At 65.0% G+C, this 15272-nt stretch carries 15 protein-coding genes and 1 pseudogene; 7 read left to right on the forward strand and 9 right to left on the reverse strand.

Annotation, left to right across the window (positions count from 1 at the left end; genetic code table 11):
• The first annotated feature begins 22 nt into the window (after positions 1-22).
• Positions 23-1582, forward strand: a complete 1560-nt coding sequence (locus tag AA0Z93_RS18215; protein WP_413398599.1) for a methyl-accepting chemotaxis protein — start codon at positions 23-25, stop codon at positions 1580-1582.
• 217 nt (positions 1583-1799) lie between these two features.
• Here AA0Z93_RS18215 and AA0Z93_RS18220 read toward each other — a convergent pair whose 3' ends face one another.
• Entirely contained in the window at positions 1800-2570 is a 771-nt protein-coding gene (locus tag AA0Z93_RS18220) for an SDR family NAD(P)-dependent oxidoreductase (protein WP_413047564.1), read from the reverse strand.
• A gap of 152 nt (positions 2571-2722) precedes the next feature.
• On the opposite strand from AA0Z93_RS18220, the gene AA0Z93_RS18225 reads away from it, so the two are divergent.
• Complete coding sequence (locus AA0Z93_RS18225) at positions 2723-3487, forward strand: hypothetical protein (protein ID WP_413047563.1); 765 nt, start codon at positions 2723-2725, stop codon at positions 3485-3487.
• 93 nt (positions 3488-3580) lie between these two features.
• Here the strand turns inward: AA0Z93_RS18225 and AA0Z93_RS18230 are convergent, their stop codons facing one another.
• From AA0Z93_RS18230 to AA0Z93_RS18255, 6 genes are read right to left on the reverse strand one after another with little or no spacing between them, the layout of a single operon-like run.
• A complete protein-coding gene (locus AA0Z93_RS18230) occupies positions 3581-4345 on the reverse strand; it encodes an amino acid ABC transporter ATP-binding protein (RefSeq protein WP_413047562.1) in 765 nt (254 codons plus the stop codon).
• Positions 4346-4366: 21 nt separating this feature from the next.
• Positions 4367-5107 carry an amino acid ABC transporter ATP-binding protein gene (locus AA0Z93_RS18235; RefSeq protein ID WP_413047561.1) on the reverse strand — a complete coding sequence of 247 codons (741 nt, stop codon included), beginning with the start codon at positions 5105-5107 and terminating at the stop codon, positions 4367-4369.
• Positions 5104-6606: an argininosuccinate lyase gene (gene argH, locus AA0Z93_RS18240; RefSeq protein ID WP_322461224.1), complete on the reverse strand. Its 1503-nt coding sequence runs from the start codon at positions 6604-6606 to the stop codon at positions 5104-5106. The genes AA0Z93_RS18235 and argH overlap by 4 nt, the downstream gene beginning before the upstream one ends.
• Positions 6576-7295 (reverse strand): amino acid ABC transporter permease, encoded by a 720-nt coding sequence (locus tag AA0Z93_RS18245; RefSeq protein ID WP_413047560.1) that lies wholly within the window; start codon positions 7293-7295, stop codon positions 6576-6578. Before AA0Z93_RS18245 ends, argH begins: the two co-directional genes overlap by 31 nt.
• Positions 7296-7302: 7 nt before the next feature.
• A complete protein-coding gene (locus AA0Z93_RS18250; protein WP_413047559.1) occupies positions 7303-7965 on the reverse strand; it encodes an amino acid ABC transporter permease in 663 nt (220 codons plus the stop codon).
• A 12-nt stretch (positions 7966-7977) separates the two neighbouring features.
• Entirely contained in the window at positions 7978-8823 is an 846-nt protein-coding gene (locus tag AA0Z93_RS18255; RefSeq protein WP_413047558.1) for a transporter substrate-binding domain-containing protein, read from the reverse strand.
• 228 nt (positions 8824-9051) lie between these two features.
• On the opposite strand from AA0Z93_RS18255, the gene AA0Z93_RS18260 reads away from it, so the two are divergent.
• On the forward strand, positions 9052-9975 hold the full coding sequence (locus tag AA0Z93_RS18260) for a LysR substrate-binding domain-containing protein (protein WP_413047557.1): 924 nt from the start codon (positions 9052-9054) through the stop codon (positions 9973-9975).
• A gap of 85 nt (positions 9976-10060) precedes the next feature.
• Here the strand turns inward: AA0Z93_RS18260 and AA0Z93_RS18265 are convergent, their stop codons facing one another.
• A complete protein-coding gene (locus AA0Z93_RS18265) occupies positions 10061-10987 on the reverse strand; it encodes a LysR family transcriptional regulator (protein WP_413047556.1) in 927 nt (308 codons plus the stop codon).
• A gap of 96 nt (positions 10988-11083) precedes the next feature.
• Between AA0Z93_RS18265 and AA0Z93_RS18270 the strand changes: the two genes are divergently transcribed.
• On the forward strand, positions 11084-12262 hold the full coding sequence (locus AA0Z93_RS18270; RefSeq protein WP_413047555.1) for an MFS transporter: 1179 nt from the start codon (positions 11084-11086) through the stop codon (positions 12260-12262).
• Here the strand turns inward: AA0Z93_RS18270 and AA0Z93_RS18275 are convergent.
• A complete protein-coding gene (locus AA0Z93_RS18275) occupies positions 12238-12654 on the reverse strand; it encodes a MerR family transcriptional regulator (protein ID WP_413047554.1) in 417 nt (138 codons plus the stop codon). The genes AA0Z93_RS18270 and AA0Z93_RS18275 overlap by 25 nt on opposite strands.
• 82 nt (positions 12655-12736) lie before the next feature.
• Between AA0Z93_RS18275 and AA0Z93_RS18280 the strand changes: the two genes are divergently transcribed.
• From AA0Z93_RS18280 to AA0Z93_RS18290, 3 genes and pseudogenes are all read left to right on the forward strand, one after another.
• The gene (locus AA0Z93_RS18280; RefSeq protein WP_413047553.1) at positions 12737-13156 is read left to right on the forward strand and encodes a hypothetical protein; all 420 of its coding nucleotides are present in this window, start codon (positions 12737-12739) and stop codon (positions 13154-13156) included.
• Positions 13157-13313: 157 nt separating this feature from the next.
• The gene (locus tag AA0Z93_RS18285; protein ID WP_413047552.1) at positions 13314-14192 is read left to right on the forward strand and encodes a DMT family transporter; all 879 of its coding nucleotides are present in this window, start codon (positions 13314-13316) and stop codon (positions 14190-14192) included.
• Positions 14193-14421: 229 nt separating this feature from the next.
• Positions 14422-15264: pseudogene (locus AA0Z93_RS18290) on the forward strand (SDR family NAD(P)-dependent oxidoreductase); the annotation flags it as partial.
• Between the last annotated feature and the right edge of the window lie 8 nt (positions 15265-15272).

A 15272-nucleotide genomic window follows, 5' to 3' on the forward strand; every position in this document is an offset into this window, starting at 1 on the left:
CTTCGCCTTGATCGGTTTGCTCATGCTGGGCCTTGGGATCTTCTCCCTGTTGCAGATGGGCGAGATCCGTCAGGCCGGGCTCAAGATCGAAGCGGTCAACGTCCCCAGCATCAAGGCGCTGAACGACCTGACCAACGCCAACCAGCGTCTGCGCACCCTCGGCTATACCTTGCTCAGCAACCGCGACGCGCAAGCGCAGGCCGATACCCTGGCACGCATGGACGAGCGCCATGCCCAGACCGACAAGGCCCAGCAGGCCTACCAGGCCCTGGTGGAAGCGCCGAGCGAACAGGCGATCTTCGACCATTTCGGCAAGCTGCTGGGTGAGTACCGCCAACTGGAAAGCCGTGCCCGCGACCTCAGCCGCAGCGAGCGTCTCGATGAGCTGCGCACGTTGCTCAACGGCGACATGCTGCACAACTCCGAGGCCATCAACCAGGTGATGGACGAGCTGGTGCAGTTCAACACCGAAATGACCCGCCAGAGCAACGCTGCCGCAGAAAGCAGCTACGAGTCGGCCATCGAACTGGTGGTCGGGCTGCTGGTTTTCGCGACCTTGCTGACCTTCGCCTTCGCCTTCCTGTTGACCCGCAGCATCGTCAAACCGGTCGAGAACGCCTTGCGTACGGCCGAATGGATCGCCGCCGGCGACCTGACCCATCCCATCGACGCCAGCGGTACCGACGAGCCTGCGCGCTTGCTGCAAGCCATGGCGACCATGCAGACGCAACTGCGCGACACCGTGCAACAGATCGCCGGCTCCGCCACACAGTTATCGTCGGCCGCCGAAGAGCTCAACAGCGTCACCGACGAAAGCGCCCGGGGCCTGGCCCAGCAGAACGCCGAGATCCAGCAGGCCGCCACCGCCGTCACGCAAATGAGCAGCGCCGTGGAAGAGGTGGCGCGCAACGCCGTCAGCACCTCGCAGGCATCCGCCGATGCCAACCGCACGGCCGGCGATGGGCGCGACCTGGTGCTGGAAACCGTGAGCGCCATCGAACGCATGAGCGGCGATGTGCAAGCCACCGGGCAACTGGTGGAGGAGTTGGCCGGGCAGTCGCGCGACATCGGCAAGGTGCTGGACGTGATCCGCGGCCTGGCCGACCAGACCAACCTGCTGGCGCTCAATGCGGCCATCGAGGCGGCGCGAGCGGGCGAAGCCGGGCGCGGTTTTGCCGTGGTGGCCGATGAAGTGCGGGCGCTGGCGCACCGCACGCAGCAGTCGACCAGCGACATCGAACGGATGATCGGCAGCATCCAGGGTGGCACCGAGCAGGCCGTGGAATCGATGCGCACCAGCACCGAGCGCGCCGAATCGACCCTGAACATGGCCCGCGGCGCGGGCTTGGCGCTGGACACCATCGCCAGCGCGGTCTCGCAGATCAACGAACGCAACCTGGTGATCGCCAGCGCCGCCGAAGAGCAGGCCCAAGTGGCGCGCGAGGTGGACCGCAACCTGGTGAACATCAACGACCTGTCGGTGCAGAGCGCCACGGGCGCGCACCAGACCAGCATGGCCAGCGCGGAGCTGTCGCGGTTGGCGGTGGATTTGAACGGGCTGGTGGGCAAGTTCAGGACGTGAGTGGGTGGGTGAGGGCACGGGGGAAGGGCGATGGCGGTGTTGTCGCTTGTTGCAGATGCGGGGGCCAAGCCTATGGCGGGCAATCGAGTAGTCTGAGCAAGATCGATCAGGGCTGAGTTGGGGCCGCACAGCGGCCCCGATCGGTCATCTCACCGGCATTGGAGCCAGGTCCGGCTTGTTTCACGGCACCGTCTGGAGGGCTCCAAGGTCGCGGCAATCACCACTCGATCGGCGTGTCGTCCCAGGCCCAGAAGCTACCGCTGTCGGCGGCCCCGTGTCGGGCGATCACCTGCAACAGGCGGTCTGCAGTGTAGGCCGGGGTGAACAATCGCTCGGCGGGCACGTTCCCCTGAAACGGCTCCGACAACGCCGTGTCGGTCGTCCCCGGATGCAATGAAAGCACCGTAGCTTGCGGGTTCAAACGCTTGAGCTCGACACTGGCGCTGCGCAACAACTGGTTCAGCGCCGCTTTGCTGGCGCGATAGCTGTACCAGCCGCCCAGGTGGTTGTCGCCGATGGAGCCGACCCGCGCCGACAGCGCCGCGAAGGTCGTCGGTTGCTTGCGCAGTAGAGGCAGCAGGTGCTTGAGCAGCAGGATCGGCGCGAACGCGTTGCTGGCGAAGCTGGCTTGCAACCCGGCCAGATCCAGTTGTGCCAAGGATTTCTCCGCCCTTGCGCCTTGCTGATGCAGGATGCCCAGCGTGCATACCACCAGATTCGGCGTCGCGCCTTGGGCGCCCAGCGCGGCGGCCAAGTCGGCGAGTGCTCGCTCGTCGCGCGCATCGCAGTCGATACGCTGCAACCGCGTGCCGTGCTGCGCCTGGAGCTCGGCCAGCGCGGCGTTGCCGGTCGCCGTCCGCGCTACCGCCCACACCCGTCGCACATCGTCGCGGCCGAGCAGGGCGCGACACAGCGCCAGGCCGATGCCCTGGCTGGCGCCGACGATCAGCACTTGGGCAGGACCGTTCAGGTCGGGAATCAGGCTCATGTTCAGTCCTCGTTCGAAAGCTGTGCCGCTGGCCGGTGCCAGGGCGGTGTAGCGTGAGGCCCGCGCAAGCTGCGATCGTTCCCGCCGGGTTCCCCAAGCGCCGCAGTTTGCGGCATGCTGCACACCCGCCTGTCATGATTCGACACACATCCATGTCCGTTTTCTATCTCAAGCTGTTGATCACGCCCATGCTGATGCTGGGCATTTCCCTGGCCGGCAAACGCTGGGGTACGCAACTGGGCGGCCTGCTGTCCGGCCTGCCACTGACCTCGGCGTTGGTGATGCTGTTCATCGGCCTGGAACAAGGCCCGGCCTTCGCCCTGCAAGCGGTGCCCGGCGCGTTGGCGGGATTGGCGGCGGTACAGGCGACGTATCTGTGTTATTTCCTCATCACCCGGCGCTGCCCGGCGTGGCTGGCGTGCTGCGTGTCATTGCTGTTCTACGGCGTCGGGGCTTGGTGCATGAGCCAATTGGGCGGCCTGGTGTTGCCCGTGGCAGTTACTGTAGCGATGCTGGTCGCCAACCTGATCGCCACCCGGCCCCATCCCGACCTGGGCCGCGCGCGACTCGTTCCGACGCCACGCTGGGTGATCCCCATGCGCATGGCTACCGCTACGTTGTTGCTGCTCGCCATCACCGCCAGCGCCGAGCGCCTGGGCCCGGTGGCGAGTGGCGTGCTGGCGCCGATTCCGGTGATCGCCTGGCCCTTGATGGTGTTCGCCCATGTGCAGGGCGGGCGTTTCGAGCTGGCGACCATCGTGCGCGGCAATGCCATTGGCGCGGTGGGGGTGATCGGTTTTTACCTGGCGATGCATGCCACGATCATGGCGTGGGGCACAGGGCCGGCGATCGCGGTTGCGGTGGTGTTGGCAGTGGTGAGTACCTTTGCGCTGGCGCGGGTGGTGAACCGGCGTTGACCGGCCTTAAGGCCCGTAGCAGCCGCTCGTGCAGGGCAGACCTCGCGGCGCGCCCGCTTGCCCGTGCCGGTCTACGCCTCGCACAGCGCCGGTTCAATGCAGTACCTGACTCAAGAACAATCGCCCCCGCTCACTCTGCGGGCGCTCGAAGAACGCCTTGGGCGTCGCCTGCTCGACCACCTCGCCCTGGTCCATGAACACCACCCGATGCGCCACGGTCCGGGCAAAGCCCATCTCGTGGGTCACGCAGACCATGGTCATGCCGTCTTCGGCCAGGCCGACCATGGTGTCGAGCACTTCTTTGACCATCTCCGGGTCCAGCGCCGACGTCGGTTCGTCGAACAGCATGATCTTGGGCTGCATGCACAACGCCCGGGCGATGGCCACGCGTTGCTGCTGGCCACCCGACAGTTGGCCGGGGTATTTGTGGGCCTGTTCGGGAATGCGCACCCGTTCCAGGTAATGCATCGCCAAGGCTTGCGCTTCGCGGCGCGGCATCTTGCGGGCCCAGACCGGGGCGAGGGTGCAGTTCTGCAGGATGGTCAGGTGCGGGAACAGGTTGAAATGCTGGAACACCATGCCGATTTCGCGGCGGATGGCTTCGACCTGCCTGGCGTTGTGGGTGAGTTCGACGCCGTCGACGACGATGCGGCCTTCCTGGTGCTCCTCAAGACGGTTCAAGCAGCGGATGGTGGTCGATTTGCCCGAGCCGGAAGGGCCGCACAGCACGATGCGCTCGCCTTGCTGCACGCTGAGGTTGATGTTCTTGAGCACCTGGAAGTCGCCATACCACTTGTTGACGTTCTCCATTTGGATCATGGGTCGTGGATGCAGAGGATTGCGGATCGCTTGGCTCATTTCGAACTCCTTGCCGTTCGCTCAGTGCAGGACGCTGTCCAGGAACTGCCGGGTACGGGGCTGCTTGGGTGAGTCGAAGATCTCGGACGGCGGGCCGGTTTCGATGATCCTGCCGGCGTCGAAGAACACCACGCGGTCGGCCACTTCGCGGGCGAAACCCATCTCGTGGGTGACGACGATCATGGTCATGCCTTCGGCCGCCAGGCCCTTCATCACGTTCAGCACGTCGCCGACGGTCTCTGGATCGAGGGCGGAGGTGGGCTCGTCGAACAGCATAAGTTTGGGCTTCATCGCCAAGGCGCGCACGATCGCCACCCGCTGTTGCTGGCCGCCTGACAGCTCTGCCGGGTAGTGTTCGGCCTTGTGCCGCAGGCCGACGCGCTCGAGCAGGGCAAGGGCATGGGCCTGGGCTTGCGCCTGGGTCGCGCGCTTGAGCTTGACCGGGGCCAGCGTCATGTTGCCCAGCACCGTCATGTGCGCAAACAAAGTGTAGTCCTGGAATACCATGCCCACGTCCTCGCGCAGCCTGGCCAGGGCCTTGCGGTCACCCGCACAGGCCTGGTCGCCATCGCCGATCACCACGCTGCCTTTGGAGGGCGGGTCCAGGCTGTTCAGGCAGCGGATGAAGGTGGACTTGCCCGAGCCGCTGGGGCCGATGATGACCACTACCTCGCCTTGGCGAACGTCCATGTCCACGCCCTTGACCACCTCGTGCGCGCCGAACTGCTTGTGCAGGTCGCGAACCGTCAGGATCGTGCTCATAGGCCCGCCCGAGCCCGGGTCAGGGCTTGCAGGTTGAGGTCGGCCGCGCTCATGCGCTCGCGGCGTTGCCGGTTGGCCGTGCGCTCGGCATCCAGACGCTCGCTGGCGCGCGCCAGGCTTGGCAGCAGGGCGCCGAGCGAGGGGCCGCCTACGGAGCTGCGGCCCTGCACGTTGCAGACCGGGTCCAGGCACTCGCGCACGTGCTGCTCCGGCAGATTCAAGGCATGGCCCAGTTGCTCGAAGGCGCAGGCATCGACCATCTGCGTGGTGATCCGATTGGCCGGCAGGCCTTGGTCCATGGCCATGCGCACCACGCCTCCGACCACGTGGTGGGCCTCGCGGAACGACAGGTCGACGTCGCGCACCATCAGGTCGGCCAAGCCGGTGGCGGTGGAGAAGTCTTCACCGGCGCGGCGGGCTGCCAGGTCGACGTTAGGGGTGGCGGTGCGCAGCACCAGGTCCAGTAGTTTCAAGCAGCGCAGGCTCTCTTCGGCAGCCTCCCAGAAGCCGCGGGTGCCTTCGCGGTTGCCGTCGCCGGTGTGGGAGAAGTGGGTGCCCTTGATGGTCACGCTCGCGCCCATCAGCAGGCCGACGATGTGCCCGCTGCGGCCTTTGAGGTATTCCAGCACGGTGGGGTTCTTCTTTTGCGGCATGATGCTGGAGGTGGCGGCGACGCTGTCAGGAAAGTCGATGAGGTTGAACTCGTGGGTGCTCCAGACGAAGTAGTCCTGCGCGACGCGGCTCCAGAACACCGCCAGGTTGCTCAGGTGCGACAGGCTCTCGAGCAGGAAGTCGCGCGAGCCGATGGCGTCCAGGGCATTGTCCAGGTAGCCGTCGAAGCCCAGGAGTTCGGCGGTGCGCGCGCGGTCGATGTCGAATGGCGTGCCGGCGAACGCGGCGGCGCCGAGCGGGCATTGGTTCATCGACTCGAGCGTCTGGATCAGGCGCTTGCTGTCACGCTCCAGCGCCTGCTCCACCGCGCTCAGGTAATAGCCGTAGGTGATCGGTTGCGCCGGTTGCAGGTGGGTGTAGCCGGGCATCACCACCTCGGCGTAGGTCTTGGCGCCGCCCAGGGCCGTGGCGCGCACTGTCGCCAGTTCGTCGATCAGGTCCATCAACAGCTCGCGGCAGCGCAAGCGGTCGAGGGTGGCGAGGATGTCGTTGCGGCTACGGCCAGTGTGCAGACGCCCGCCGATGTCGGCGCCGATGTGCTCGATCAGGTGCGCCTCGTAGTTGAAATAGGCATCTTCGCGGGAAGGGTCGAGCTCGACCGCCTCCGGCCCGGCCTGCTCCATGTCCAGCACACCTTTAGCCAGCACGCTGGCATGTTCGCCACGGATCAGCCCCTGTTCGGCGAGCATCAGGATGTGCGCCTTGTTGACGTTGCCCAGGTTCGCAAAGCCACTGGCGAATCCTTCCAGGCGTGGGCGGTAGATGTACTCGTTCACCTCGGGCGCAGTGCTTTCTTTCAGGCGCCGACTGACTTTGGATGCTTGCATTCTGGAACCTCTCCAAGGGATGGACGTGCCGCCGGGCGACCCAGACGGCGTTCGAGATAACGGCTGAGCCAGGTCAGTGCGGAGCAGATGACGAAGTACACCAGCAACACCACGCCGTAGACGGCGAAGGCCGGGCTGACGCCGGTCATGACGGTTTCGCGTTCGATGATGATCTGCCCGACTTTGAGAAATTCCCCCACGCCTACCAGTGCGCCCAGGGAGGTGGCTTGCACCAGGATCGTCAGCAGCCCGGTGTAGGCCGGCAGAATGGCTTTCATCGACTGCGGCACGATCACGTGCAGGTAGATTTGCCAAGGGCGCAGGCCCAGCGCCCAGGCGCTTTTCCACTGGTGCACAGACACCGATTCCAGCCCGCCGCGCACGATTTCGATACCGTTGGCGCTGCCCCATAGGGTCAGGCCCACGGCGACGGCGGCGAAAGGGCTCAGGTCCACGCCGAACATCGGCGCGCCGAAGAAGATGAAGAACACGTTGACGATCAGCGGGATGGAGCGGAACAGCTCCACATAGGCATGGATCGCCCACCCCAGCAGGCGGTGCTTGACCGTGGCCAGCACGCCGACCACGGCCGAGATCAGCGTGGTGAACAACAGCACCACCAGCGCCAGATACAGGGTCATGAGCAAGCCTTTGCACACGAAGCTCCAGTTTTCGAGGATGAAGTTCATAGGTGCCTCACTGCCTGAAAGGACGTTGCAGATGGGCGGACAGCCGCGCGGTCAACAGCGCCAATGTTCCCACCAGCACCAGGTACATGACGCAGATGGCGGTGAACATCTCGATGGCGCGGAAATCCGTGGCGATGCGGTCCACGGCGACGAAGGTCAGCTCCGCCAGACCGATGGCCTGCAGGTAGGACGAGTTCTTCAACAGCGAGATCGCGGTGTTGAGCATGGCCGGCAGGCTGGTGCGGAAGGCGATCGGCAGGGCGATCAGGGCGAAGTACTGCAGCGGCTTGAGGCTCAGCGCCAGGCTCGCCTCGCGCATACCGCGCTCCACGGTGGCCAGCCCGCCGCGGATGTTCTCGATCTGGTAGGCCCCGGCCCACAGCGACAGGCAGACCACCCCCGACCAGAACAGCGACAGCCCCCAGCCGATGGCCGGCAGGCCGTAGAAGATGAAGAACAGCTGCACCAGGATTGGCGTGTTGCGGATCAACTCCACATACAGCGCCACGACCTGCGACAGCACCGGGATTCGCATGACGCGCACCGCGCCGCCCAACACGCCGATCAACAGCGAACAGAGGATGGCCAGCGCCGTGACGCGCAGGGTCATGAGCACGCCGTCGAGCAGGGCCGGCCACTGCTCGATCAGGTAATGAATGTCGAACTCCATGGCGGCGGCCGGTCAGAGCGTTTCGGCAGGTTTGGCCTGCTCGAACACACTGATGTAGTAACCCTGGATGTTCGCGGGCACGAACTGCTCGACCCAGCCCCGATACAGGTGCTCTTGGCGCATGCGCAGCACCGCCGCGCTGAGGAAGTCGCGCCACTGCGCTTCGTTCTTGCGCACCCCAATGGCCGCATCGGAGATCTGGAACGGCTCGCCGATCAGTCGCGCATCCTTGTCGTTGTCGGCGACCACCACCAAGGTGGCGGCGTCATGGGTGTAGGCGTCGGCGCGGCCCTGGCGGAAGGCCTGCAGCGCGTCGGCGGCGCTGTTCATGCGCAGGGTCTTGACGTCGGGCATGTGGTCCTCGAACCACTTGGCTTGCACCGAGCCCTTGAGGGTGGCGAGGGTCTTACCTTTGAGGTCGGCGATCTTCTTGGCCGGGCTGTCCTTCTTCACCACCACGTCGCTGGCGCCCCAGCGGTAGGGCGTGGTGAAGTCGATCACCCGCTGGCGTTCCGGGGTGACGCCCAGGGTGGCGATCAGCAAGTCCACCTTGCGGCCCAGCAGTTGCGGCACGCGGTTTTCGGCGGTCACGCAGGTGAAGCTGACCTTGTCTTTTGAGCCCAGGGCCCACAGGGAAATCTGCTTGGCCATTTCCACTTCCACGCCAGCGAATTCGCCCTTGTTGTCTTGATAGCCATAGGGAGGTTGGTCGCAGCGCACGCCGGCCCGTATCTGGCCTGCTTCTTTGATGGCTGCGGGAACGGGCGGCAGGTCGGCGGCTTGCACGGGATACACCGCGGCCAACGACACGCACGACAGGGTCAATGCAGCGCTTAGTTTTTTATACGAGAACGACATGATGCCTCCTGATTACCGGTCTGCACCGCTCCAACGGGTTGGGGCGAGGCGTGAGTACAAGGGCAGAGCTGAAATGAAGCTGGAGCACCGGTTGTTGTTCGTGTTGTTGCCGGTATGCGCTCGGGGGTATCGCGCTGCGTCGGGGCAGACGTCGATGTAGGTGTAGTTATAAAATCTTCGTGTCATGCAATCAAATGACAATACATCAACCCGTCATGCAGAAATGATATGGCCATCAATTTCAAGCAGATCGAAACCTTTCGTGCGGTCATGCTCAGCGGCTCGATGACGGCAGCGGCGCAGGCGCTGCACACCTCGCAGCCCAACGTCAGCCGGCTGATCGCGCAGCTCGAACGGGCCAACGGCTTCAAGCTGTTCGAACGGGTAGGCGGGCGCCTGCTGCCTACCGACGAGGGTGCGCAGTTCTTCGCCGACGTGGAGCGCGCCTTCATCGGGCTGCACAGCCTGGAAACCTCCGCCCAGCACCTCAAACGCGGCGGCACGGGGCGCTTGCGCATCGGCGCAGTACCCTCGCTGACCCACGGCCTGTTGCCGGCGATCATCCAGCGCTTCCGCCAGCAGAACCCGCACGTGCACATTTCCATCCATACCAACGACTCGCCGAACGTGGCGCACTGGGCGGCCACGCGGTTCTGCGATGTCTGCCTGGTGTCCTATGTGGCCGAGGACATGGCAGGCGTGCATTCGCAGATCATCTGTGACGTGCCGGGCGTGTGCATTTTCCCCAAGGGCCACCGCCTAGGCGCCCTGCAAGTCGTGACGCCTGCGGATTTGAAGGGCGAGGCATTCATCTCGCTGTCGCACACCGACGGCGCCCGCACGCGGCTCGATCGGCTGTTCGCCGACGAAGACCCACGCGTGCTCAACCTGGACGCGACCCATGCCGCGACCGTGTGCTCGTTGGTCGGGCTTGGCTTGGGGGTGAGCGTGGTCAGCCCGCTGGTGGCTGCCGAGTACTTGCACACCGCTATCGACCTGCGGCCGTTCGCGCCGCAGTTGCGCTTCTACACGTACTTGCTGCTGCCTTCCGACCGGCCCGAGAACGTGCTGACCCAGCGCTTTCGTGTGTTGGCGGAGGCGATGCTGAGGGAGGCGGCGCAGGTGGCGCCATTGGAGCAGGGTAGGGGCTGAGGTCGAACGCGTTGCACAGGAGGCTCGGCACCTAACGCCGAGCATTGGAAAACGAGGCGTGCGTGCCTTTCGAGGGCAAAGGGCTTCAAGCGGCCGGTACCGTAGGTTGGCACCAGTGGTGCGGCTGGTGGTGCTCGATCAGAAAGTCCACGAACACCCGCACCCTGGCCGGCATCGCCGCGCCGCCGACGAACACCGCGTGGATCGGCTCCAGGTCGCCAGGGTTGAAGTCCTCCAGCAGCGGCAGCAAGCGCCCGCTGGCCAGATCGTCGGCCACCGAGAACCGGCCGATGCGCGCGATGCCTGCGCCCAGCCGAGCGAACTGCGCCAGCGCCTCGCCGCTGCTGCACGCGATGTTGCCGGCGATCTTCAGGCTGAAGGCCTCGCCGTCGCGGCGAAACGGCCAGTCGGGCGCGGCGCGGCGGAAGTTGAAGCGCAGACAATTGTGCGCGGCCAGATCCTCAGGCCGCTGAGGTGTGCCACAGCGCGCCAGGTAATCGGGCGAGGCGACGATGACCTGGCCAGTGGCGCCGATTTGCCGGGCGCTCAGCGAACTGTCGGGCAGCAGGCCGAAGCGTATCGCCACGTCGGCCTGGCCTCCGAGGATGTCGACGACCTCATCGCCCAAGGCAAGGTCTACCGTCACCTGCGGGTAACGGGCGCTGAACGCTGCGACCAGCGGCACCACACTCAAGCGGCCATGCCCGAGCGCCGCGCTGACCCGCAGCCGACCGCGTGGCACGCCCTGGTCGGTGATCGCCTCTTCGACTTCCAGCAAATCCGCCAGAATGCGCCGCGCTCCGCGCAAGTAAGCCTCGCCTTCAGGCGTCAGGGTGATGGCCCGCGTGGTGCGCAACAGTAGCCGCGTGCCCAAGCGCTGCTCGGTCCGCGCCACGATCCGGCTGACCGCCGACGGGGTAAGGCCCGATGCCCGTGCCGCAGCGGAGAAACTCCCCGCTTCGGCCACACGCGCGAACACCTCCATCTCACCCGAACGTCCGTTGACCTCCATCTGTGCCTCCCACGCAAAAGTCTTTGGCCAAGGCGCCGTCTAGTGCGGCGCGGCGTGGGATCGTAGCATTCTCGGCAAAGATCAGGAGCTGTTTCCATGCGTATCAATCCCCCTTTACTCGCCCTGGCCCTGGGTGCCTTCGGCATCGGCGTCAGCGAATTCGCCCCTATGGGTATGTTGCCCGGCATCGCCACCGACCTGGGCGTCACCATCCCGGCCGCCGGCATGCTGGTCAGCGCCTATGCACTGGGTGTGCTGATCGCCGCACCTTTGATGACGTTGGCCACCGCGCGCCTGGGCCGGCGCCAGTTGCTGATCGGGCTGATGGCGATCTTCACCTTGGGCAACCTGATGGCGGCGCTGGCCGACAATTACCTCGCGCTGCTGATCGCCCGGCTGGTCACGTCGTTGAACCACGGCGCGTTCTTCGGCATCGGCGCCATCGTCGCCGCCAGCGTAGTACCCGCGGATAAACGCGCCGGTGCTGTCGCGGCGATGTTCATGGGCCTGACCGTGGCGACCATCGGCGGGGTGCCGCTGGCCACCTGGTTCGCCGAACTGCTGGGCTGGCGCGCTTCGTTCTGGGGCATCGCCGGGCTGGGCCTGGTGGCGATGAGCGCCTTGTGGTTCGCACTGCCGTCACTGCCGGCGCCGGCCGGCGTCGGGGTCAAGACCGAGTTGCGGGTGCTGTGCAAGCCCGAAGTGTTGGCCGCCCTGGTCCTGACCGTGGTGGGTTCGAGCGCGATGTTCACGGTGTTCACCTACATCGCGCCGATCCTGCAAAGCGAGGCAGGCGCGTCGACGGCCTTCGTCACGGCGATGCTGGTGCTGTTCGGTGTCGGTCTGACCCTGGGCAACCTGTGGGGCGGCAAGGCCGCGGACCGTTCCATCGACCGCACCCTGATCGTTTCGCTGCTGGTATTGATCGGCGTATTGCTGGTACTGCCGGCGCTGCTGGACTGGTCGGTGCCGACTGCCGTCGCCGTGGTGGTGTGGGGCGCAGCCAGCTTCGCCTTGGTGCCACCGTTGCAGATGCGCGTGATGGAAGCGGCCCAGGACGCGCCCAACCTGGCTTCGGCGGTGAACATCGGCGCGTTCAACCTGGGCAATGCCGTGGGCGCCGCCGTGGGTGGCGGGGTGATTCAGGCAGGCTTTGGGTATGCCGCGCTGCCGGCGGCTGGCGCAGCGATGGCCGGCATCGGCTTGCTGATGGTGCTGGGCTTTGCGCGGCGGCAACGGGCGCGCGGGGCTCAGGCGTTGGATGCCTCTGCCTGATGATGAGGCGCTTGCGCCAGGCCCGACGCAGCGCCAGCCGCTGCGCTGCGCAGTGGGCAGGCCAGGGTGAGGCTGTGGCGCAGGGCATCGCGTAGTTGCCCGAGCGCCGCAAGACGTTCTTCGATCACCCCCAGCTTTTCTTGCAACAGCAGCGCCACGGCCCGATCAGGGTCGTCGGCCTGCCACAGGTGGCCGACATTGCTGCCGATCTCGCCCAGGCTGAAGCCCAAGCGCTGGGCGTTGCGGATGAAGTCCATCAACTGCACCGTTTGCGCGGGATAGTCGCGGTAGCCGTTGGCCAACCGCTGCGAGCGGATCAGCCCGCGCTCTTCGTAGAACCGCAAGGTATCCCGGCTTACGCTACAGGCCTGGGCCAGTTCGCCGATTCGCATCGATACGTCCTTGTAGGGGATTGACCTTGGAGCATACCCCAGGCTTTAGCCTGCCGGCTTCATCGATCGAGGAGGCGTGGATATGTGGAGCGAACAGGGTTATCGCAGGTTGGTGCGGGCCAGTGGGATTTACGATCTGCTGGTGACGGCGGCGTTCGCCACGCCGTGGAGCTTCATGCTCCTGCATGGGCAATTGGCCGAGCTGCACCGGGCGATGGGGCTAGTGGGCGAGCTGCCGGCGTTCGGACCGTTGCAGATGATGATGGCGAACCTGATGGGGTCGATCGTTTGCGTGTGGGCGTGGTTGCGCATCCGCCATCCGCAGCGGCGGTTCGGGCGCTACGACGCGGCAGGGCGGGTGCTGTTCGCGTGCTGGCAGGGGTATGCGCTGGGGCAGGGAGTGACGGAGCTGGTGTGGGGGGTGTTGGTGCTGGAAGTGCTGTGGGCGGCGTTGCAGTGGTGGCCGGTGAAACAGAGTCCCGGGGCTGGGGCCATGGCCTGATGGTGGGGCGCGGCGTTCCGGTTTTGCGGAAGTTTCCCAGGTGAGGTGTGGAGAGTTGCCAATAGCCATGCGCTCAATTATCGTGCGCCCTCCTGGGTACCGCTGACATACGTTTTTGGTGAGGCATTCGGTATAAATGCCCGCCGGAGGCTTCGCTATGTCGCATCGCACGTTCTGGTCAATCGCACTGTTGGCGGTCACGGCCATCTGGGGTTGGAGCTTCGTCGCCAAGCACGCGTTGTTGGGCAGCATGGCGGCCTCCACGCTGAACGCCTGGATGTTCACCTTGGCGGCGCTGGCGCTTCTGCCGTTGTCAATCCGCTCATTGCGCAACTTGCAACGCCGCGACTGGCTAGGCGCGGGATTTGCCGGTGTGGTGCTCTTCGCTGCGTTCTCGTTGCAAACCTCAGGCACAGCCCTTACCACGCCTTCGAACGCCGGTTTCATCACGGGCTTGTGCACTGTCTTCACGCCGCTGTTCATTTTTCTCATCGGCAGGGGGCGGCCCAGTCTCAAACAAGCAGTGGGAACGGCCATCGCCGTGGTCGGCCTGGCTCTACTGAGCCTGGACGGGTTCAACGTGCACCAGGGTGATCTGCTGATTCTGGGCTGTGCCGCCTGTTTCGCGATCCATATCGTGATCGTTTCGACCTTCACGACTCCTGACGTTGCAATGGCTTCAGCTGCCATTCAGTTGGGCGTCGTCGGTGTGGCTTCCTTGTCCTGGAGCTTGGGTACCCATCAGTTTTCCTTGCCCGGTACGCTGCCTTCGACATTCACCATTCTGACCCTGGCGCTGGTGGCGACTGCCTTGGCCTACGCCATTCAAAATCGCGCACAGGCAGTGCTGGCGCCGGAGAAGGTGGCGTTGATCCTCATCTGCGAGCCGGTCTTCAGCGGAGTGTTCGGCTATTTTCTCGCTGGCGATCGCTTGCCCCCTGAACGGCTGGCGGGGGCGGGTTTGATTTTACTGGGGCTTGCCGTTACGGAGCTGCGGCTCGGGCGTTTGGCTTATTTCTCATGGCGTCGTTCTTGAGTTCGCCTGGCAGGCGATACCCATTTTTTTGTGCATCCTTATGCTCTGACCAGCAAGGAGCGATGGTTCTGTCATCGATGCACGTCCGCTCGGCTGTCGGCTCCGATAGGAATAGGCAAGGCTCCAAGACGAACCGGCATAGGGGGTCGAGTTTTCGATAGCTACCATGACCTCGTCCCTACTGACTGGAGTTGCCATGAACAGCAGATAAACCCTCTTCATCACCGGCGTGAGCAGCGGCTTCGGCCACGCGCTGGCGCAAGAAGCGCTTGCAGCGGGCTATCGGGTCATCGGCACGGTGCGCAGTGATGCGGCCTTGCAAGCTTTCGAGGCAGTCTGCGCGGAGCGCGCCCATGGGGTGGTGCTGGATGTCACCGACTTCGCTCGGATCGACAGCGTAGTGGCGGCTGTCGAAGCGACCCACGGCCCGGTCTACATGTGCGTCAACTTACAGGTCGCCAGCGAGTTGATCCTGCAAATGGACGAACTGCTCGGGCCGAACGATGCCCAGCCCAAAGGCATGTATGCCTCGCCGATGGACGATTCGCTGCGCGCTTCGACGTTGCGCTTTCTCGAGGCGATGAGCGATCCGGCCGAAGCGCACATACTTGGGCCGTCACTGGTGCGGGAGATCTACTACCGCATTCTGACGGGCGAGCAGGGCGGTTCCATGCGCGCCGCGCTCGATCGCCAGGGGCACTTCGGCAAGATCACGCGCGCGATCCGCAAGATCCACAGCTGTTACCAGGAGCGCCTGGATGTGCTGTCCCTTGCCCAGGAAGCGAGCATGAGCGTGCCCAGTTTCCACCTGCACTTTCGCAGCGTGACGGACTCGTCGCCCATGCAATACCTGAAGTCGACGCGCTTGCACCAGGCACGGTTGCTGATGCTGCGTAACGCGATGAGCGCTTGCGCAGCGGCATTCAAGGTGGGCTATGAAAGCGCCTCGCAATTCAGCCGCGAATTCAAACGGTTCTTTGGGCGCACGCCCCAGGCGGAGGTCGAGTGGATGAAGACGACCTACGCACTGCCTGCGCCGTCCACGCCCTCTATGTATGTCTCTTCACATTAGGGGTGAGC

The sequence above is a fragment of the Pseudomonas phoenicis genome (genome assembly GCF_047302395.1).
Taxonomy (GTDB): Bacteria; Pseudomonadota; Gammaproteobacteria; order Pseudomonadales; family Pseudomonadaceae; genus Aquipseudomonas.